Below are 19,634 nucleotides of genomic sequence, written 5' to 3' on the forward strand. Positions count from 1 at the left end.
GACAATCCAGCTATCATTAGAGACACGTGACGGCAAATCGGTCGCCAAAGACGAGGAATGACATGCGCATCTTGATGACGGGAGCTTCGGGTGGAATCGGCACGCGGCTGCGGACATTGCTGCCGCCGATCTATCCCGACCTGCTGCTCAGCGACATCCGCCCGCCGGCCGATCTCGGCCCCAACGAGCAATTCAAGGCGGCGGACCTCTCTGACCTGGCGCAGTGCGAGGCGATCTGCGAGGGCGTTGACGGCATCATCCATTTCGGCGGCTATTCGGTCGAAGGTCCCTGGAACGACATCCTCCAGGCCAACATCATCGGCGGCTACAATCTGTTCGAGGCCGCGTACCGCAAGGGCGTCAAGCGCGTGGTGTTCGCCTCCTCGAACCATGCCGTCGGATTCTATCCGCGCCACCACAAGATCGGCACCGACGTGACCCCGCGCCCCGATGGCCGCTACGGCGTCAGCAAGGTGTTCGGCGAAGCGGTCGGCGCGCTCTATGCGGACAAGCATGGCCTGAAGGTGACTTGCCTTCGCATTGGCAATTTCGGGGACGTACCGCTGGACCTTCGCCGGATCTCGATCTGGCTGAAGCCGGAAGATCTGGTGCAGCTCTGCCAGATCGGGCTCGAGCATCCCGATATTCATTTCGAGATCTTCTACGGCGTGTCCCTGAACGAGCGCGCCTGGTGGGACAATCACCGCGCCTACGAGTTCGGCTACCGTCCCACGGGGCGCTCCGAGGACCACGTGGCGCATGCGATGGCCGAGCAGGCCAAGCTGAAGCCCGATCCGATCGGCGATCACTATCAGGGCGGCGCGTTCTGCAGCAACGAGTTCGACGGCGACACAAGTCGGATCATCGATTGGACCAAGCGGTAGGAGCGTTCCAATCTAGGGTGTCAGAATCGACGCCCTAGACCACGCGCTTGCCGGCCTGGGCCGCGATGGGCCTCTGTACGAAATACATCAGGATCAGGGATATCACCGCCGTCGTCACGACGACGTATCCCAACCGGTCGAAATGCCGGAGCGTACCGTCGGGGTCCTGCGCGATCAGCGCGGCGGCGAGCACGGAGCCGAGCCCGCCGGAGAGCTGTTGCAGCGACGCGCCGACCGCGCTGAAGGAGCCGCGTTGCGCCGGCTCTGGGATTGCGGAAATCAGCGCCTGCGACGGAATCATGCGGGAGAAGATGCCGACGAACATCAGCACGTTGACCAGGATCGCGACCGTCAGGCTCACCTCGCCGAGATGGGTGTAGATCAGCACCATCACGATGGACATGGCGCTGCCGAAGACGAAGGTGGGGTATTTGCCGAAAGTATCGCTCGCGCGTCCTACTAGCGGGCCGATGACAATGCTGAACAGGCCGGAGACGAGATAGATCGTCGGCAGATGCACGATGTCGATGCCGAGATTGTGCACGGTGTAAGCGCTGCCGAACGGCATCAGCATGTAGCCGCCGGTCGCCAGCAGGGTCGTCACCGAGAACGCCATCCAATAACGCGGCTGCGAGACCGTTGCGATCAGATGCCGGAACGGGTTTCGATCCTGCTTCAGCCCGAGATGGCCCTTCACCGGCTTCATCAGGAGCATCACGGCGGCCATCCCGATCACCGACAGGCCGACCAGTGCGCCGAACGCGACGTGCCAATTCCACTGATTGGCGAGGAAAAGACCGGCCGGGATGCCCAGCACCTGGCTTGCGGCGAAGGCGGTTTGCACGAAACCCATGACGCGGCCGCGCAATTGCAGAGTGAACAGATCGGTGACGATGGCGAGCACGACCGAGCCGATCACGCCGCCGAACAGGCCCGTCACGATCCGCCCCAGCAACAACAGATGATAGTTGGGCGCGATCGCGCACAGCGCCGTGCCAAGGGTGAAGCCGGCATAGAAGAACAACAGCAGCCGCTTGCGATCGAACCGATCGGCAAAGCCGGCCGCCAGGATGCCGGAAATTCCCGCGCTGAACGCATAGGCCGACACCGCCACGCCGAACTGGGCGGCCGAAATATCGAGCGCCGGCATCATGATGGCGCCGAGCGGCGACATGATCATGAAATCGATGATGATCGTGAACTGGACCAGTGCCAGCAGCGCAACGAGGATCGTCTGGTAGCGCGTAAAGCCGCGGGATCGCTCCTGCGACTCGACGACCGGCTCGGTCAGGGTTTGTTCGGTCATGGCATTTCATTCGGGAGGGAATACGGGGAAGAACGCGCGATTCGCGGCTGGACGCCGGTCCTATCTATTTCCGACGGCGCGCTATTTCGATGGGTTGACAAAAGGTTTTGATGCCAATCTCGACGCCGTGCCTCGGTTCACTGAGAGCGAGCGCATGCAAGGGCCGAGCTTTGGCCTGGCCGCCCTGCCCATTGATCCAGGTCAACCATGCCTTTGGCATTTGGTTCTCGATCTGCGCGATCGCATTTCGGCAACTGGCGCCTCGATCACGGCCGCGCGAGTCAGGACAATGAAATTCAAATTGCCAGCCGTCGTACTGCTCGCGCTGATCATGTCGGGACCGGCGCGAGCCGCGACGCTCAGCGACGCCGAGGCGACGTTTCTCGACCAGCTCGTCACCGCGTCCGCGGTGCTCGAACAACGATGCGTCGGCTACGAGGTCAATGGTGCGGGCAGCATCCAGCTCGGCGCCCGACTTCTCGGCAGCACGGATGCCGCGATGGCGATGATCGACGCCTATGCGGCGGCCATCAAGGCCCGCGACGGCGAGACCCCCGATCCCGGTAAATTCCGCCTCGAGGTGTCCGACGCGGCCGCCAAAACGTTCAGGCGTGTTCGTGGAGACTTGATCAGAGACCCGAAAGGGGCCTGCGCTGGTTATGGCGATACCAGCGTGGAGCGCGGCCTGCTGAGGCGGTATTGAACGCGCGTTCTGGCCTGCCGTGGCCTGACGGGAATGGGCGCGAGAGTGGGCCCGTGGGAGCGACGTCTGGGTATGACGGCGGGGCGCAATGTAGTCCCTTGCGCAGAACCGGTGCGCTCTCGCTGGCTAGCCGTCCAGCACCTCTCGCACCTTCACTGCGAGTTCCTCGACGGTGAAAGGCTTGCTGAGCACGGCCACGCCGGGCCTTGCCACACGATTTTGGAGCATCGCGTTGGGCGTATAGCCCGTCGTGAAAAGAACCTTCAGATCCGCTCGGCGTCGAAGCGCTTCTTCAGAGAGCTTCGCCCCATTGATGTCCGGCATGACGATGTCTGTGAATAGCAGGCTGACGTCCGGGGTTTCGTCCAAAAGCTGCAGCGCCGCTTCTGCGCTTTCTGCCTCCACCACGCGGTAGCCCAGTTCAATCAATGCATCGACACTATACTGGCGCACTGCGGGCTCGTCTTCGACCACCAGTATAAGTTCGTGATTGTCGTCGGTAGGCAGGAACGCGGCTGTTTTTTCCTTGAAAACGGGCTCGGTCGCATCCACGAGCCTCGGCAGGTAGACCTTGAATGTTGTCCCTTCGCCGGGCTCCGAGTAGATCTTGACGTGGCCGCCCGACTGTTTGACGAAGCCGTATACCTGGCTGAGACCTAGGCCAGTGCCTTTGCCCACAGCCTTGGTGGTGAAGAACGGGTCGAAGGCTTTGGCCATTACGTCCGCAGGCATGCCGGAGCCGGTGTCCGTCACCGCGATTAATACATATTGCCCTGCCAAGACGCCTGGTTCGCTTGCCAGATAGCGGTCGTCCAAATCAGCGTTGTGAGTTTCGATGGTGAGCCGGCCGCCCTCCGGCATTGCGTCGCGGGCATTCACTGCAAGGTTCAGGAGCACATTTTCAAGTTGATTTGCATCGGCTGAGATGCGCCAGACGTTTGAATCCAGCACAGTCTCTAACCTGACATCGCTGCCGAGTGAGCCGCGTATGAACCCGGACATCCCCGAGACGAGCTTGTTGATATCGATGGGTTGGGGCTTCAACGGCTGTTGCCGGGAGAACGCAAGGAGGCGCTGCGTAAGCAAGGCAGCGCGGCGCGCTCCGTCCATGGCAGCTTCGAGATAGCGCTTGGCGCGGGGGTCGATCTCGACCGTTCGGCGCTTCAGAAGATCGAGTGAGCCCATCACGATCGACAACATGTTGTTGAAGTCGTGCGCGATGCCGCCCGTGAGATGCCCGACGGCTTCCATTTTTTGCGCCTGGCGCAGGGCTTCTTCGGCGGCTCTCAGAGCTTCGGCCTGCTCTTTCTGACGATGGATGTCACGACCGATACAGTGAAAAGCGCCCTTGCTGGCGGTGACCGACCAGGCGATCCAACGATAGGCTCCGTCTTTGCACAGGTAACGGTTCTCGAATTCGCCGGATTCATCGTTAGCCGCGAGTTCGTCGGCCCAGAGGCGCGATCCTTCGATGTCGTCGGGGTGGATGAACTGAGTATAGGGTCGTCCCACGATCTCAGCTTGTGACCAGCCGAGCAGCGCTGGCCAGGCCGGATTGACCTCTCGTATGGTCGAGTCGAAAGCAACCACCGCGACCAAGAGGTTGGTCCCACTCCAGAGCTGATTGCGCTCCTCCGTGCGCTCCTGAACAAGGTGTTCGAGCTGTTCGCGCGATCGGGCCAGGATTTCCCGAGCGGCGACCATGTCCTCAATGTCTGTACAGGTCCCATACCAACGCAGGATCACGCCATCGGCGTCGCGCACTGGCTGCGCACGTCCAAGCACCCATCGATACTGCCCGGATCGATGACGGAGACGATACTCGATCTGATACGGTTCGCCGGTTTCCAGGGAGTGACGCCAAGCGGACCATGCGGCCTCTCGATCTTCCGGGTGGAACATTCCGTTCCAAGCTTCGCCGTCTGTGGAACCTTGCGGTACGCCGGTGAACTCGTACCAACGCTGATTGTAGAAGTCGTGGAACCCATCAGGTCGCGTAGACCAGATCATCTGGTCGATGGAGTTCGTGATCGCCGCGGCCCTGGCTTCGCTTTCGCGCAGCGCCGCTTCTGCAAGCACCTGCCCCGTGGTCTCCGCGACGGCGCAGAACATCCCCATCACTTCGCCTGTGGGCTCGCGAACCGCCGAATATGAGAAGGTAAACCAGGTCTGCTCATCGTAGCCGCGCCGGTTCATGATGAGCGGCAGGTTCTCCTGCCAAGTTGCCTCGCCAGCCATGGCTTTTTGGATCAGAGGCCAGATATCGTCCCAGATCTCGGCCCAAATGTCTTGGAAGCGAGCGCCGAAAGCAGCCGGATGCTTGTCGGCGAGGATCTCAGCGTAGGCGTCGTTGTAAATAAAACCGAGTTCCGGGCCCCAAGCCACGAACATCGGAAACTTCGAGTCGATCGCCAGACTCACGACTGACCGAAGCGTCGGTGACCACCCCTGCGGTGGGCCGAGCGGTGACTTGGTCCAATCGCAGCTGTGCAAGAGCGCCTGGACCGGCGGGCCTCTCTCCGGCGGCTGCGCGCTAGGCAGGTCAATCATCGATATTCTCGCAGCTCTGCGCCGCCGTACGGTCGATCATGGGCATGAGCAACTCAACCAGTGCGCCAGCTGTTTGTTGCCAACATACAGTTGAAACCGTCTCGGCCAAAGGTGCAAGATCGGGTTCGGAACGCGAGGCGGAAGCCGAAATCGCGGCTTTGTCCAAACGAATCTCAGCGCTGTAAGTGGACGTCTTTCACTTATTCGGCGCGTCCCGACGTTCGACCTCGCCACCCGCAATCCGCGCCAGGTAGTCTCTCTTGCTGAACTGCATGTGGTCCACGCAGAGCTGCGCCAGCGCCCAGCTGTCACGGCCCTTCAACAGCTCGATCATCAGCTCGTGCTGGCGCCGTGATTGCGCGAGGCCGTCTCGGTCGGCAAGGTTCTTGGCGCGCATCGGCAGCGTCAGGTTCATGTAGTCCTGCAGCGAGCGCACCAGATACGGATTTCCGCAGGCCGAGAACAGCGCGAGGTGGAAGGCGTCGTTGGCTTCATGGATGCCGCGCAGGTCCTGCAAATCCGCTCGCGCGCAATATTGCCGCTGCAATGCTGAGAGCTCGTCGATCAGGCCTTGCTGTGCGGGCAGGGGGATCATCAGCGCCGCCTGCCGCGTCAGCATCTCCCGGACCTCGTAGATCTGCCGGACCTCTTCAGCCGAATAGAACCGCACGGTGGCGCCGACATTCTTCTCGCGGCGGACGATGCCGCGGCGCTGGGCATCCACCAGTGCCTGGCGCACGAAGTGGCGCGAGGTGCCGTAAGCCGACATCAGCGCGTCTTCCGTGAGGCGCGCGCCTGGCGCGAGCCGGCCGAAGATGATGTCCTCCTCGAGCCGCGCGACGATGTCGTCCGGATCGTCGCGCCGGACCGTCATGGCGTCTGCGGTGTGAATGTCGGACATGCCCTCGGCCTCCCGGCGCCTGGCCGGTGCGTCCTGTGGAGCAGGGAAGGCGCGGATTGTCAATAATCCGGTCGCCAACCAGTACTTCAATGCGGAAATGGCAGGTTTGGCGTCTGTCTTATTGACAATCAAGGGACAGGCTGTACGACAATGACCCGGTAATGGGAGTGGTATGATGACTAGTGGGTTGCGCAAAGGGCTGACGAGCTATGGCGATGCCGGCTTCTCGCTGTTCCTGCGCAAGGCGTTCATCAAGGCCATGGGCTATTCCGATGACGCGCTGGAGCGCCCGATCGTCGGCATCACCAATACATACAGCGACTACAATCCCTGCCACGGCAATGTCCCGCAGATCATCGAGGCCGCCAAGCGTGGTGTGATGCTGTCGGGCGCGATGCCGTTCGTGTTCCCGACCATCTCGATCGCCGAGAGCTTTGCGCATCCGACCTCGATGTATCTGCGCAATCTGATGGCGATGGACACCGAGGAGATGATCCGCGCGCAGCCGATGGATTCGGTGATCGTGATCGGCGGCTGCGACAAGACACTGCCGGCGCAGGTGATGGCCGCAATCAGCGCCGACCTGCCGACGGTGGTCATTCCCGTTGGCCCCATGGTGGTTGGTCATCACAAAGGCGAGGTGCTGGGCGCCTGCACCGATTGCCGCCGTCTCTGGGGCAAGTATCGCGCCGGCGAAATGGACGAGATCGAGGCGGTCAACGGCCGCCTCGCGCCGTCGGTCGGCACCTGCATGGTGATGGGCACGGCCTCCACCATGGCCTGCATGATCGAGGCCATGGGCCTGTCGCTGCCGATGAGCGCGACGATTCCCGCCCCGCATGCGGAGCGCTTTCGGCTTGCCGAGGCGAGCGGCAGGGTGGCCGCCGAGATGGCCAAGACCAAGGGGCCGAAGCCGAGCGAGGTGCTGACGCCGGCATCTTTTAGGAATGCCCAGGTCGTGCTCCAGGCGATCGGCGGCTCAACCAACGGCCTGATCCATCTGACCGCGATGGCCCATCGCTCGCCGCACCGGCTCGATCTCGAAGTGTTCGACCAGATCGGCCGCGAGGTGCCCGTGCTGATCGATCTCAAGCCGTCGGGCGAGCATTACATGGAGCATTTTCATCACGCCGGCGGCGTGCCGAAATTGCTGGCGCAGCTTGGCGACCTCGTTGATCTCGATGCGAAGACGATCACGGGCGAGAGCCTGCGAGATATCGCAGCAAACGCGGAAGACGTGCCCGGCCAGGACGCGATCCGCCCGCGCGACAATCCGATCAAGAAGGAAGGCGGCCTCGCCGTCCTGCACGGTAACCTCGCCCCGCGCGGCGCGGTCATCAAGCAATCCGCCGCAAGCCCAAAGCTGTTGCAACACACGGGCCGTGCCGTGGTGTTCGAATCCGTCGAGGACATGACCTTGCGGCTTGACGATCCCGATCTCGACGTCACCGCCGACGATGTGCTGGTGCTGCGCAATGCCGGCCCCAAGGGCGCGCCCGGCATGCCCGAGGCGGGCTATCTGCCGATCCCGAAGAAGCTCGCGCGCGCCGGCACCAAGGACATGGTGCGCATTTCGGACGCGCGCATGAGCGGCACGGCGTTCGGCACCATCGTGCTGCACATCACGCCGGAATCCGCCGTCGGCGGGCCGCTGGCGCTGGTGAAGAACGGCGACATGATCCGGCTCGACGTCGCCAAGCGCAGCATCGAGCTGCTGGTCGATGCCGCCGAGCTGGAACGGCGGCGCGGCGCGTTGAAACCCGCGGCTACGCCGGACGAGGCGCGGCGCGGCTATGCCTGGCTGTTCAACGAGACCATCATGCAGGCCGACGAGGGCTGCGACTTCGATTTCATGCAGAGGACCGGGAAGAAGACTGAGCAGAAAACTAAGAGAGGGTGACCAACCACCCGGAAGCGTAGCCCAGACCGCACAAGCGGCGGGCGTTAAAACAGGGGGAAACGATGATTGCACGATCCAAGCTTGGGCTGGCGGCAACGGCCGCGATCCTGTTCGTCACGGGCGCGTCGGCGCAGGAGGTGAAGCATTATCGCTTTGCCTACGACCAGCCGCGCAACACCGGCTATTCCATCGCGGGCGACCTCTTTGCCGAAAAGCTCAAGGAATTGAGCAAAGGCACCATGATCATCGATCAATATCCGGGCGCGCAGCTCGGACAGGAGCCGCAGGTGCTCCAGCTCGTGAAGGCGGGCGACGTCGAATTTGCGATCATCTCCTCGGCGAACACCGCGACGATCTCGCCGCAAGCGGGCGTGATGTCGTTGCACTTCCTCTTCCGCGACGAGAACCACGTGGTCAAGGGCCTGGCCGATCCAAAAGTGTTTGCGGCGCTCAAGACCATGATCGACGAGACCACGCAGGGTCTGCATGTGATCGCGACCGGCTCGCAGGGCGTGCGCCACATGTACTCCAAGAAGGAGATCCACAATGTCGGCGACATCAAGGGCCTGAAGATCCGGGTGCAGGCGACCGCGACCGAGGACACCATGTTCCCGGCCTATGGCGCCCAGACCGTGCACATGCCGTTCGGCAGCGTCTATACCAGCCTGCAGACCGGCGTGGTCGACGTCGCCGAGAACAGCATCAACGTCTACCTCGTCAACAAGCATTACGAGGTCGCGCCGGTCCTGAACATCACCGAGCACGAGGCCAACAACGCGCTGGTCTTCATCTCCGACAAGCTCTGGCAGAGCCTGTCGGCCGAGCAGAAGGGCTGGGTGCAGGCAGCGGGGAACGAGGTCAGCTCCAAGGAGCCGCAGAAAGCCTTCGACCTCGAACGCACCGCGGCAGAGAAGCTGAAGAAGATGGGCGTGAAGATCGTCGACAACGTCGACAAGAAGAGCTTCACGGCGATCGCCGATCCCTATCTCGACAAGCTCGCCAAGGAGCTCGGCCCGCACGCCGAGAAGATCAAGGATTTGATCCGCTCGATCAACTAGGCCGCCGGCGAAATGTCCGTGCCTCCACGAGTCGTCCCGGCGAAAGCCGGGACCCAAACGCCGCGGCGGAGCTTGGGGCAGGGTAGCCGCCAGCTTGCTTTGACCACACGCAGCTGGGGCTATGGGTCCCGGCCCCCGTGCGCAGTAGCGCACTAGGCAGGGACGACACTAATGGCCATCGCCGACAAACTGCTGGTGCAACGCCAACGCCACCTCAAATGGCGCGGGCTCGACTGGCTCGAGCTCGCGCTGATGATCCTCTGCGGCGTGCTCTGCTTCGGCTTCTCGCTGTCGGTGACCGCCGACATCGTCACCCGCACCATCGGCCATCCATGGCTATGGCTCCAGGAAGTGACCTCGACCCTGTTCATCTATGCGATTTTCGTCGGCACCGCGGCTGCGACCCGGCGCAACGACCACCTCTATCTCACCGCGATCTCCGAGGCGATGCACGGCACGCCGCGTCTGATCGTCGAGATCATCATCCGGATCGTGGTGCTTGGCGTCGCCTTCTGCCTGATCGTGTACGGCTATCAGAACTATCTCCGCGGCTTCGGCAGTTTTCGCCTGCCGTCGGGCACGCCGATCGCCTCGCTCTACGCGATCATTCCGCTGTCGGGCGTGCTGGTCGGCCTGTTCACCATCGAGCAGCTCGTCAACGGCCTGCGCAACGGCTTTGACCACCCCGAGCCGCCCGAAGAGGATGGCGGGTCGCCTGTCATCACCGACGCGCAGATGAGGGCGCAGCCGTGAGCGCACCCATTGTTCTGGCGTTGATGACGGTCTGCTTCCTGTCCTTCGGCTATCTCGGCGTGCCCGTGCCGTTCTCGCTGATGGCCGGCGTCTTCATCGGCGCGCTGCTGTCGGACGTCTCGCTCGCCGCGATCATCCAGAAAATCTTCGACGGCGTCGATTCCGAGGCGCTGCTGGCGATCCCCTTTTTCCTGCTGGTCGGCGAACTCATGAGCTCGGCCAATGTGGTGGTCCGGATAGCCAACCTCTCGGTGTCGCTCGTTGGGCATATCAGAGGCGGCCTGTCGCAGGTCGTGGTCGTCTTCAGCATGTTCTTCTCGGAAATGTCGGGCTCGACCACGGCCGACGTCGCCGTGATGAGCCGCGCGCTGGGCGGCCCGATGAAGCGCGAGGGTTACGAGCCCGCCTTCATCGCCGCGATCATCGCATCCGCATCGACGATTGCGGCGCTGGTGCCGCCGAGCATCACCGCGGTGGTCTATGGCGCCGTCGGCAACGTCTCGATCGCCGGGCTGTTCATGGCAGGCGTCGTGCCGGGCCTGATGATCGGCTTCGGCTTGATGATCTATTGCTATTTCTTCGGCCCGTCCGGCCTGCGCAAGCCGCGCGCGCCGCTGCGGCAGGTGGTGTTCGCGGCCGGCGATGCGGCGCTGCCGCTGATGATCCCCGTGATCCTGTTGGGGGGCATTCTGACTGGCTGGTTCACGCCGACGGAAGCCGGCGTCGTTGCCGTGGTCTGGATTGTCGCGGTCGTGATCCCCGCGCTCAATCGCGGGCATATCAGGAAAATTCCGTACGATTTCTGCCTTGCGGGCCTGATCTTCTCGCTGCCGCTGATCACGATCGGCGCCGCCAATGCGTTCGGCTGGATGCTCGCGTACTTGCGCGGTGCAAGCTACATCGCGGAGGTGATCACCTCGATCGCCGGCAACGATCCGCATCTCATCATGCTGCTGATGGTGCTGCTCTTCACCGTGGTCGGCGATTTCATCGAGCCGGTGCCGACCATCATCATCTTCATGCCGCTGGTCAACACGCTGACGGAAGCCGGCGACATCAACGCCGTTCACATGGGCGTGGTGCTGATCGCGACGCTCGCCTTCGGCCTGATCACGCCGCCTTATGGCCTGGTGCTGCTGATGGCCTCCAAATTCGTCGGCGTCAGTTTCGCAAAGGCGCTACGTGCCGCGTTGCCGATCTATCTGGTGTTCCTCGGGACAATCGCGTTCGCGATCTACTTCCCGAGCGTGGTGCTGTGGCTGCCGCGGCAGGTGCTCCCCGAGTCGGTCGGCTGCTTCAAGTCGCCGGCGGGGACGGGGTACATCTGTCCGCAGTGAGAGCTACTTGCTCTTGCTCGTGAATTTCCTGACGGCGGTTCGAAACTCCTCCGTGTTCATCGCCATGATGATCTTGTGCTCCTCGGCGTCGAGCTGCTGCTTCACCGGCGTCGTGGCGGCTTGGTAGACCAGTGATTTGGTGCCGGCGATCGCGGCCGGCGGGTTCTGGGCGAGACGCTCGGCGAGGGTTCGCGTTGCCGCCTTCAACTCGGCCGCGGGAACGACCTTCGCAACCAGGCCCCATTCATGGGCCTGCTGCGCGGTGAAATTGTCCTCGGCCAGGAAAATCTGCAGCGCGCGGCGGGGGCCGACCGTGTTGACGATGCCGACCGTAGAGCCGCCATCCGGCGACACGCCGATCTTGGCGTAGGCCGGCGTGAATTTGGCATCCTCCGCGGCGATGCAGAGATCGGTGACGAAGGCGAGGCCCATGCCGGCGCCGGCCGCCGAGCCGTGCACGCTCGACAGCGAGATTTTCGGCATGCGCCGGATGATCTCGATGAAGGCATGATAATGCTTCAACAGCTCGCCGACGACAGGCGTTACCGTGCCCGCTTCGGCGGCGGCACCGATCGTCTGCAGATCGCCGCCGGCTGAGAAGGCGCGGCCTTCGCCTTCGAGGACCACGACCCGGATATCGTCGGCGCCCTCAATGTAGGCCGCGAGCTGTTCGAGCTTTTGCGCAATCGCCAGATTGATCGAATTGAACGCGGCGGGGCGGTTGAGCGTGATGGTCGCGATCGGGCCGCCGATCCGCAGCAAGGCGGGATCATCGGGTCGGGAGACGGGAGCGGTCATTGGAAAATCCCCGGCATGAGGTCGTTCGTGCGACTAAATCGCAGAAGGCGAGGGGTGACAATCCCCGCCAGCCGCCCTTGCGCAAGCCGGAACGATAGGCTCAAATGGGCCAGCCTTCGCCAAAGGGACGGACACGAGCGCCGGCTCCTCCTGGGCAAGCAAGCCAAAATCAGCGCGAGAGGAGACGACATGGGTGACGCTCGTGTCTTGCGGAAATGGGCTGTCCGATGACGGATGGTCCGGTGATCATTATCGGTGCCGGCCATGGCGGCTATCAGGTCGCGGCATCGCTGCGTCAGGCAGGCTTTTCCGCTCCCATCTGCCTGATCAATGACGAGGCGCATCTGCCCTATCAGCGGCCGCCGCTCTCCAAAGGCTACATCAAGGGTGCGGCCGGGCCGGAGAGCCTGATGTTCCGGCCGGAGAAATTCTACCAGGACCAGACCATCGAGCTGCTCGCGGGCCGCGCCGTGTCGATCGACCGCGCGGGGCGCAAGGTGCTGCTCGCCTCGGGCGAAACGCGGTCCTACGGCCACCTCGTGCTGGCGACCGGCGCGCGCAACCGGCTCCTCGATCTGCCCAATGCGAACCTCCCCGACGTGAAATATCTGCGGATCCTCGACGACAGCGAGGCGCTGCGGCAGATTATGCCGTCCAAGACGCGGGTCGTGGTGATCGGCGCGGGCTTCATCGGCCTCGAATTCGCGTCCACCGCGCGCATCAAGGGCCTCGAGGTCGACGTGCTCGAACTCGCGCCCCGCGTGATGGCGCGGGCGGTGACGGCGGAGGTCTCGGAGTATTTTCAGGCGCGGCATCGCGAGGCCGGCATCCGCATTCACCTCGGCGTGCAGGCGACCGCGATCGAGGCTGAGGGCGGCAAGGTCACCGGCGTCTCCTTGAGCGACGGGAGGCATTTGCCGGCGGATCTCGTCGTGGTCGGCGTCGGCGTGCTGCCGAACATCGAGCTTGCGGCGGAGGCGGGGCTGCCGGTCGCGGCCGGGATCATCGTCGACGAATATCTCGCGACCGCCGATCCCGATATCTCGGCAATCGGCGATTGCGCGCTGTTCAAGAGCCCGCGCTTCGGCGGATCGCAGCGGCTGGAATCCGTGCAGAATGCCACCGATCACGCGCGCTGCCTCGCGGCGCGGCTCACCGGCGACCGCAAGGCCTATGACAGCCATCCCTGGTTCTGGAGCGACCAGGGCGAGGACAAGCTCCAGATCGCGGGCCTCACGACCGGCTACGACCGCGTCGTGCTGCGCGGCAGCCCGGCGAACAAGGCGTTCTCGGCGTTCTGCTACAAGGGCGATAGTCTACTCGGCATCGAATCGATCAACCGTGCCGGCGACCACATGTTCGGCCGCCGCCTGTTCGGCCTGGATCGCTCGATCACGCCGGAGCAGGCCGCCGACGAAAGTTTTGACCTGAAAGGCGCGCTGGCGTGATCAGCCGGCGTTGAGGACGGCGGCGACTTCCGCCGCCGTCGGCATCGACGGCCCCGCGCCCATGCGCTGCACGGAGATCGAGGCGGCGGCATTGGCGAAGGCGAGGGCCGCGCGCAAGTCGACGCCGTCGGCAAGTTGCGCCGCGAGTGCTCCCACGATACAATCGCCCGCGCCTGTGGTGTCGATCGCCTTCACCACGCGGCCTCGCACCGAAATCTCCTCGCGTCCGGCGAGTGCCAGCACGCCGCGCTTGCCAAGCGTCACACAGATGGTCTGGTCCCCGCGCGCCTGAAGTTTTCGCGCGACGTCGAGGATCCGCGCGGCCTCGTCGCTGTCGGACAACTCCATGCCGGCGAGGAGACCGAGCTCGGTCTCGTTCAGCACGAGGATATCGACGAGCGCGAGCAACTCGCTCGACATGGTTTGTGCCGGGGCCGGATTGAGCAGCGTCGTGGCGCCGGCGTCGCGAGCCCGCCGGAAGAACGCGGCGATCGTCGGCAGCGGGATCTCGAATTGACTGACCGCGACATCGCCCTTTGCCAGCGGGACGGCCGCGACGTCGTCGACGCCGACGAGCGCATTGCTGCCGGGAATGACGACGATGGTGTTGTCGGCCTCCGCCACCGTGATGATGGCGGTGCCGGTATGCGCCTCGGCGGTGTCACCGACAAAATCGAGCGCGATGCCTTGCGCGCCGAGAAATGTCCTCAGCTCACCGCCGAAAGAATCCTTGCCCAGCCGGCCGATCAGCGTGGTCCGCGCGCCAAGTCGCGACGCCGCCACCGCCTGGTTGGCGCCCTTGCCGCCCGGAAAATACAGCACCTGCTTGCCGGCGACGGTCTCGCCGACCCGGGGATGGCGATCGGCCGTCGCCACGACGTCCATGTTGATGCTGCCGGCGACGAAGACGCGCTCCATAAAAAACCTCGGATGAGAGATCTCGGCGAACGCTAGACCCTGACCTCGAACTCGTGCCTGACCTTGGCGATGTCGACAAGGGTCGGCAGGCCGGCTTCGTTGCCGAGACGCTGGATCTTGAAGGTCGAGGCTGCCCGGGCAAAATCGAAATGCTCGCGCCAGCTTTTGCCGGGATGGGCGAGATAAGAATAGACATAGGCGCCGTGAAAGACGTCGCCGGCGCCATTGGTGTCGATCACGCGCTCGCGCGGAATCGGCATCGCCGGCATCACCTGCACCGTTCCGGTCTCGTCGTACCAGAGCAGGCCCTTCTCGCCCATGGTGATGCCGCCGATCTTGCAGCCGCGGCTCTTGAGATAGTCCAGCATCTTCTCCGGCGTCAGATCCATCTGCTCGCACAGGCGCTCGGCAACGATGGCGACGTCGATGAATTCCAATAGCTCATGCGTGTTGGTGCGCAGGCCGCCACCGTCGAGCGAGGTCAGGATGCCGGCCTCGCGGCAGACTTTCGCGTAGTGGATCGCGGCATCGGGCTGATGGCCGTCGACATGCAGCGCGCGGCAGCCGCCGAGATTGAGGATCGGGAACGGATGGATGTGGTCGTCGTCGCGGCAGCGGACGATGGCGCGCTTGCCGTCCTTCGGCATGATGAAGGACAGCGAGGACTGGTTGACCTTCCGCCCATGGAGCGAGATTGCATATTTCGCGCACATGTCCATGAACATGCGGCCGAGCCAGTCATTGGCCGCGGTGGCGATGAGATCGGGTACGATGCCGAGCTTGGCGCAGCAGAACGCCGCGGTCACCGCATTGCCGCCAAAGGAAACCGCGTAGTCGGAGGCCACGTGCTTCTCGTCGCCGGTCGGCATGTGGTCGGTAATGAAGACGACGTCGATATAGGTCTGTCCGATAAAGAGAGCCTGCATTGCTTGTCCGTGATGCGCTTTGTGGTCCGGGCCGGCGTGCTTACTGTAACACCGGTTCCGCCGCGGGACCGCTGAAATTATTCGCAAAACCGCCGCTCGGAGTGCTTGAGGTCGGCATGCGGCCGGAATACGACCATCACCGGGCAATGCCAAGTCCGGACAAACGCCGTCTCTCGGTCCATGGTTCCGGGCCGGTCAATAGGGGGAAACATGATCACCGGCCTCGATCACGTCGTCGCACTGGTCAGGGATATCGGTGCGGCCAGCGCGGCCTATCAGACGCTGCTCGGGCGCGCGCCGGCCTGGCAGAATTCGGGCGAGGGCGCCGACCGGGTGCTGTTCACTCTCGCGAACATGACGATCGAATTGATGGCGCCGAACGGCTTCAGCGTGACAGCCGACCGCATGCGCGCGCTGCTCGGCGACCAGGAAGGCGTGCTCGCCAGCCTGTGCTTTCGTGTCGCGGACATGAGCAAAATGCACCGGCGGCTGGAGCGGGTGGCGCTCAAGCCGGATCCGGTTGCCGAGGTCGAAAGCAGCGACTCGGAGAGCGGCGCGGTCTTGCACTGGAAGCGGACGCGCGCCGCCACGGAGCTCACGCGCGGCGTGCGCATGTTTTTCCTCGAACTGGCTGATGGGCGCCCGCTTTCGAAGACGACTGATATCGGGCCGATCGATGCGCTCGACCACGTCGTGATCACCACCGAGGATTCCGATCGCGCCGCCGCGCTCTATGGCGCGCGGCTCGGGCTCGATCTGGCGCTCGACCGCTCGCATCAGGATTGGGGCCAGCTGATGTTCTTCCGCTGCGGCGATCTCGTCGTCGAGGTGGTCCGCCGTCCCGTCGCGGGCGGCGATCCCCTGCATGACCGCCTCTGGGGCCTGAGCTGGCGGGTGACCGACATCGATGCTACGCGCGCCCGCCTGATCGCCGCCGGCCTCGACGTCAGCGAAGTGCGCAACGGCCGCAAGCCGGGCACGCGGATCATGACGGTGCGGACCGGCACCTGCGGCATCCAGACGGTGCTGCTGGAGCGCTCGCCGAAGCCGGTGGATTGAGGGAGTCATTCCGGGGCGTCGCGAAGCGACGAGCCCGGAATCCATTCCTCCACTTGCCCTGTCGCACGATGGATTCCGGGCTCGCGCCCAAGAGGGCGCGCCCCGGAATGACCACGTTTCTCAAACGCGCGCTCCCGTGTTACACGGCATCCTGAGACCACCCAGCGAGCAACCGGTTTGGCGAAAGCAGCGGCAAAGCGAACTCTGAAATGGCAGCGCGATCCCGAGGGGATGCGGCTGCGCATTCTCGAAGCCGCCAAGCAGGAATTCTCGGCCCATGGGCTCGCCGGTGCGCGCGTCGACCGGATTGCGGCCAACGCCGGCGCCAACAAGCGGATGCTCTATTATCACGTCGGCAACAAGGACGAGCTCTATCTCGCGGTGCTCGAAGGCGCCTATGACAAGATCCGCAGCGAGGAGCGCGGGCTCGATCTCGAGCATCTCGATCCGCCCGAAGCCATCAGGCGCCTGATCGAGTTCACCTGGAATTACTTCCTGCGCAATCCCGAATTCCTGTCGTTGCTCCAGACCGAGAACCTTGCGCGCGCCAAGCACCTGAAGCGCTCGACCAAGGTCAAGTCGATGCACTCGCCCTTCGTCGAGATGATCGGCACCGTGGTGCGGCGCGGTGTCTCCGGCGGCGACTTCAAGGTCGCGGTCGATCCTGTCCAGCTCTACATCTCGATCGCGGGACTGTGCTTCTTCTATCTGTCGAACTCGGCGACGCTCAGCGTGATCTTCGGCCGCGATTTGCTGGCCAAGGACGCCAAGGACGAGCGGCTGGACCACATGGTCGGCCTCGTGCTGGCGGCGCTGACGGGACAGTCGGCCGCGCTGTTAGCCATGACGAAGGCGCTGAAGTCGCGTGCCGCGGTGGCGCAGACGGTTTAGCACTGCTGCCGCTCGTCTCCTTGTTTGACGCGATCTGCCTCTCCATCGTCGTCCTGGCGAAGGCCAGGACCCATACCGCGTGATCCATCGATCGCGCGTGGTGCCAATCCCGAACGACCAGCCTTCGCCAAACTTCACCCTGTGGTTATGGGTCCTGGCCTTCGCCAGGACGACACCGAATGTTTGGAGGGACGGCACGTTTCGCCCGCGATCCCCCCGCCCAAACCCGCCGGAACCCCCGCCCAAAACGTCGCAGGAAAACCTCTGGACAGTATTTACCCAACGGGTTAATTTCTCGCCCAACAAGCAAGACGACCGGGAGTGAGACGTGGCTGAGCTGAAGCCGCAGAGTGCGGTGTCCAAGATGCTGAATGCGGCCTGGATCCGGCCGTTTTTGTTCCTGGTGTTCATCGTCGTGGCCTGGGATCTCGCCATCCGGCTGTTCAAGATTCCCGCCTACCAGATCCCTTCGCCGGGCGATGTCATTGCGGTGCTGCGCACCGATTGGCCGGAACTGCTGCGCCAGTCCTGGCCGACGACTTATGCGACCGTCTGCGGCTTCGCGCTCTCGGCGCTGTTCGGTATCCCCATCGCGATGCTGATCGCGGGCTCCAAGACCGTGGAGAGCTACGTCTATCCGTTGCTGGTGTTCTCGCAATCCGTGCCGAAGATCGCGATCGCGCCGCTGTTCGTGGTGTGGTTCGGCTTCGGCATCATTCCGAAAGTAATCTCGGCGTTCCTGCTTGGCTTTTTTCCGGTGGTGGTCTCCGCCGTGCAGGGCTTCAAATCGGTCGATCCGGATATGGTCGATCTCGCTCGCGCCATGCAGGGCAGCCGCTTCCAGGTGTTTTGCGCGGTGAACCTGCCGCATGCGCTGCCCGCGATCTTCTCCGGCCTCAAAGTGTCGGTGACGCTCGCCGTGGTCGGCGCCGTCGTCGGCGAGTTCGTCGGCTCCAATTCCGGCATCGGCTATGTGATGCAGCGCTCGATCGGAACCTTCGACCTGCCGACGATGTTCGCAGCCCTCGTCATCCTCGCGCTGCTCGGCGTCATCCTGTTCTGGATCGTGGACCGGATCGAGAAGCTGGTCATTCCCTGGCATGTCAGCCAGCGCGAGGACGTGATTTTCGCCTCTTAACAACAACCAAAGCACGAACGGCCGCCAACGGCCGACGAAAACAACGACAAGGGAGAGTGACGATGAAGCGGTGGATAGGAGCTGTCTCGGCGGCGCTGATGGTGTTCGCGGCCATGCCGGCGCAAGCGGCCGACAAGGTCGTGCTGATGTTGAATTGGTACGTCTATGGCGAGCACGCGCCGTTCTATTACGGCAAGGCCAAGGGCATCTACGCCGCCGAAGGCATCGACCTCGAGATCCAGGAAGGCCGCGGCTCGGCCGCGACCACGCAGGCGGTGGCCGCCAAGACCGCCGATTTTGGCTATGTCGACGTGCCCACCATGATGCGTGCCGCGATCAAGGGTGCGCCAGTGGTTGCGACCGGCGTGCTGCTCCAGACCAGCCCGATGTCTGCCATGGGTTTTGCCGACAAGAACATCAGGAAGCCCGAGGATATCAAAGGTAAGACGGTGGCGATCACGCCGGCCGATTCCATGACCCAGATCTGGCCGTTGTTCCTGAAGAAGACCGGCCTCAAGGAAAGCGACTTCCAGACGGTGGCGGGCGATGGCCAGACCAAGCTCAACGCGGTCATCAACGGCCAGGCCGATCTCTTGCTCGGCTACGTCATGGACCAGTCGATGAAGATCAAGGACGCCACCGGCAAGGACGTCTACCCAATCAAGTTCGCCGACTACGGCATCAACATGGTCTCTTCGGGCATCATCGCCAACACTGATTATGTGAAAGCCAATGCCGACCTCGTCCGCCGCTTCATGTCGGCGACGACCAAGGCGGTCGAGGCCGCCGAGAAGGAGCCGAAGGCCGCGGCGCAATCGATCCTCGATGCCAACTCCAAGGGCGGCAAGATCGATACGCTGACGCAGGGTTTTGAGCTGACCATTCCGCTCTACCGGACCGCCGAGACCAAGAGCAAGCGGCCATTCCAGGTCACCGACCAGAACATGACCGACAGCGTCAACTTGATGGTCGAATATGGCGGGCTCGATGCCAAGGCCAAGGAGAACCCGAAGGCGTTCTATACCAACGACTATCTGCCGAAGAGCGGTTCGTGAAACCCGCGA

At 63.5% G+C, this 19,634-nt stretch carries 18 protein-coding genes; 11 read left to right on the top strand and 7 right to left on the bottom strand.

Translation table 11 applies throughout. The annotated features are described in order from the left end of the window. The first annotated feature begins 62 nt into the window (after positions 1-62). Complete coding sequence (locus AC0L21_RS19960; protein WP_473263528.1) at positions 63-884, top strand: NAD-dependent epimerase/dehydratase family protein; 822 nt, start codon at positions 63-65, stop codon at positions 882-884. A gap of 34 nt (positions 885-918) precedes the next feature. Here AC0L21_RS19960 and AC0L21_RS19965 read toward each other — a convergent pair whose 3' ends face one another. Continuing rightward, entirely contained in the window at positions 919-2,190 is a 1,272-nt protein-coding gene (locus AC0L21_RS19965) for an MFS transporter (RefSeq protein ID WP_473263529.1), read from the bottom strand. A 289-nt stretch (positions 2,191-2,479) separates the two neighbouring features. Here AC0L21_RS19965 and AC0L21_RS19970 point away from each other — a divergent pair, with 289 nt between their 5' ends. Continuing rightward, positions 2,480-2,893: a hypothetical protein gene (locus AC0L21_RS19970; RefSeq protein WP_473263558.1), complete on the top strand. Its 414-nt coding sequence runs from the start codon at positions 2,480-2,482 to the stop codon at positions 2,891-2,893. A 126-nt stretch (positions 2,894-3,019) separates the two neighbouring features. Here AC0L21_RS19970 and AC0L21_RS19975 read toward each other — a convergent pair whose 3' ends face one another. From AC0L21_RS19975 to AC0L21_RS19985, 3 genes are all read right to left on the bottom strand, one after another. Next, complete coding sequence (locus AC0L21_RS19975; protein WP_473263530.1) at positions 3,020-5,314, bottom strand: PAS domain-containing protein; 2,295 nt, start codon at positions 5,312-5,314, stop codon at positions 3,020-3,022. Positions 5,315-5,435: 121 nt separating this feature from the next. Further along, complete coding sequence (locus AC0L21_RS19980; protein WP_473263531.1) at positions 5,436-5,609, bottom strand: hypothetical protein; 174 nt, start codon at positions 5,607-5,609, stop codon at positions 5,436-5,438. Between the two features lie 30 nt (positions 5,610-5,639). After that, on the bottom strand, positions 5,640-6,344 hold the full coding sequence (locus AC0L21_RS19985; protein ID WP_473263532.1) for a GntR family transcriptional regulator: 705 nt from the start codon (positions 6,342-6,344) through the stop codon (positions 5,640-5,642). A 175-nt stretch (positions 6,345-6,519) separates the two neighbouring features. Between AC0L21_RS19985 and AC0L21_RS19990 the strand changes: the two genes are divergently transcribed. From AC0L21_RS19990 to AC0L21_RS20005, 4 genes are all read left to right on the top strand, one after another. Then, on the top strand, positions 6,520-8,244 hold the full coding sequence (locus AC0L21_RS19990) for an IlvD/Edd family dehydratase (RefSeq protein ID WP_473263533.1): 1,725 nt from the start codon (positions 6,520-6,522) through the stop codon (positions 8,242-8,244). Positions 8,245-8,306: 62 nt separating this feature from the next. Next, on the top strand, positions 8,307-9,302 hold the full coding sequence (locus tag AC0L21_RS19995; RefSeq protein WP_473263534.1) for a TRAP transporter substrate-binding protein: 996 nt from the start codon (positions 8,307-8,309) through the stop codon (positions 9,300-9,302). Positions 9,303-9,473: 171 nt separating this feature from the next. Next, entirely contained in the window at positions 9,474-10,055 is a 582-nt protein-coding gene (locus AC0L21_RS20000; RefSeq protein WP_473263535.1) for a TRAP transporter small permease, read from the top strand. Continuing rightward, complete coding sequence (locus tag AC0L21_RS20005) at positions 10,052-11,392, top strand: TRAP transporter large permease (RefSeq protein ID WP_473263536.1); 1,341 nt, start codon at positions 10,052-10,054, stop codon at positions 11,390-11,392. The genes AC0L21_RS20000 and AC0L21_RS20005 overlap by 4 nt, the downstream gene beginning before the upstream one ends. Before the next feature lie 3 nt (positions 11,393-11,395). Here the strand turns inward: AC0L21_RS20005 and AC0L21_RS20010 are convergent, their stop codons facing one another. Beyond that, the gene (locus AC0L21_RS20010; RefSeq protein WP_473263537.1) at positions 11,396-12,190 is read right to left on the bottom strand and encodes an enoyl-CoA hydratase/isomerase family protein; all 795 of its coding nucleotides are present in this window, start codon (positions 12,188-12,190) and stop codon (positions 11,396-11,398) included. A gap of 227 nt (positions 12,191-12,417) precedes the next feature. Between AC0L21_RS20010 and AC0L21_RS20015 the strand changes: the two genes are divergently transcribed. Further along, complete coding sequence (locus AC0L21_RS20015) at positions 12,418-13,638, top strand: NAD(P)/FAD-dependent oxidoreductase (RefSeq protein ID WP_473263538.1); 1,221 nt, start codon at positions 12,418-12,420, stop codon at positions 13,636-13,638. On the opposite strand, the gene AC0L21_RS20020 is transcribed toward AC0L21_RS20015, so the two are convergent. Then, positions 13,639-14,556, bottom strand: a complete 918-nt coding sequence (locus tag AC0L21_RS20020) for a ribokinase (protein ID WP_473263539.1) — start codon at positions 14,554-14,556, stop codon at positions 13,639-13,641. It lies immediately after the preceding gene. 32 nt (positions 14,557-14,588) lie between these two features. Then, positions 14,589-15,482, bottom strand: coding sequence for a sugar kinase (locus tag AC0L21_RS20025; RefSeq protein ID WP_473263540.1), 894 nt, complete (start codon positions 15,480-15,482; stop codon positions 14,589-14,591). A 210-nt stretch (positions 15,483-15,692) separates the two neighbouring features. On the opposite strand from AC0L21_RS20025, the gene AC0L21_RS20030 reads away from it, so the two are divergent. The 4 genes from AC0L21_RS20030 (at position 15,693) to AC0L21_RS20045 (ending at position 19,625) form a co-directional block, all read left to right on the top strand. Then, positions 15,693-16,541 (top strand): VOC family protein, encoded by an 849-nt coding sequence (locus AC0L21_RS20030; RefSeq protein WP_473263541.1) that lies wholly within the window; start codon positions 15,693-15,695, stop codon positions 16,539-16,541. Between the two features lie 231 nt (positions 16,542-16,772). Beyond that, on the top strand, positions 16,773-17,432 hold the full coding sequence (locus AC0L21_RS20035; RefSeq protein WP_473263559.1) for a TetR family transcriptional regulator: 660 nt from the start codon (positions 16,773-16,775) through the stop codon (positions 17,430-17,432). A 328-nt stretch (positions 17,433-17,760) separates the two neighbouring features. Beyond that, positions 17,761-18,570 carry an ABC transporter permease gene (locus tag AC0L21_RS20040; RefSeq protein WP_007593901.1) on the top strand — a complete coding sequence of 270 codons (810 nt, stop codon included), beginning with the start codon at positions 17,761-17,763 and terminating at the stop codon, positions 18,568-18,570. A gap of 62 nt (positions 18,571-18,632) precedes the next feature. Next, on the top strand, positions 18,633-19,625 hold the full coding sequence (locus AC0L21_RS20045) for an ABC transporter substrate-binding protein (RefSeq protein ID WP_473263542.1): 993 nt from the start codon (positions 18,633-18,635) through the stop codon (positions 19,623-19,625). Positions 19,626-19,634: the final 9 nt, after the last annotated feature.

The organism is Bradyrhizobium sp. WSM4873 (genome assembly GCF_055811355.1).

Coding starts and splice junctions, on each gene's coding strand:
- AC0L21_RS20015 (WP_473263538.1), top strand. CDS start 12,418: ATGACGGATGGTCCGGTGATCATTATCGGTGCCGGCCATGGCGGCTAT.
- AC0L21_RS20020 (WP_473263539.1), bottom strand. CDS start 14,556: ATGGAGCGCGTCTTCGTCGCCGGCAGCATCAACATGGACGTCGTGGCG.
- AC0L21_RS19985 (WP_473263532.1), bottom strand. CDS start 6,344: ATGTCCGACATTCACACCGCAGACGCCATGACGGTCCGGCGCGACGAT.
- AC0L21_RS20045 (WP_473263542.1), top strand. CDS start 18,633: ATGAAGCGGTGGATAGGAGCTGTCTCGGCGGCGCTGATGGTGTTCGCG.
- AC0L21_RS20010 (WP_473263537.1), bottom strand. CDS start 12,190: ATGACCGCTCCCGTCTCCCGACCCGATGATCCCGCCTTGCTGCGGATC.
- AC0L21_RS20030 (WP_473263541.1), top strand. CDS start 15,693: ATGATCACCGGCCTCGATCACGTCGTCGCACTGGTCAGGGATATCGGT.
- AC0L21_RS19960 (WP_473263528.1), top strand. CDS start 63: ATGCGCATCTTGATGACGGGAGCTTCGGGTGGAATCGGCACGCGGCTG.
- AC0L21_RS20000 (WP_473263535.1), top strand. CDS start 9,474: ATGGCCATCGCCGACAAACTGCTGGTGCAACGCCAACGCCACCTCAAA.
- AC0L21_RS20035 (WP_473263559.1), top strand. CDS start 16,773: ATGCGGCTGCGCATTCTCGAAGCCGCCAAGCAGGAATTCTCGGCCCAT.
- AC0L21_RS20025 (WP_473263540.1), bottom strand. CDS start 15,482: ATGCAGGCTCTCTTTATCGGACAGACCTATATCGACGTCGTCTTCATT.
- AC0L21_RS19995 (WP_473263534.1), top strand. CDS start 8,307: ATGATTGCACGATCCAAGCTTGGGCTGGCGGCAACGGCCGCGATCCTG.
- AC0L21_RS19970 (WP_473263558.1), top strand. CDS start 2,480: ATGAAATTCAAATTGCCAGCCGTCGTACTGCTCGCGCTGATCATGTCG.
- AC0L21_RS19990 (WP_473263533.1), top strand. CDS start 6,520: ATGACTAGTGGGTTGCGCAAAGGGCTGACGAGCTATGGCGATGCCGGC.
- AC0L21_RS19965 (WP_473263529.1), bottom strand. CDS start 2,190: ATGACCGAACAAACCCTGACCGAGCCGGTCGTCGAGTCGCAGGAGCGA.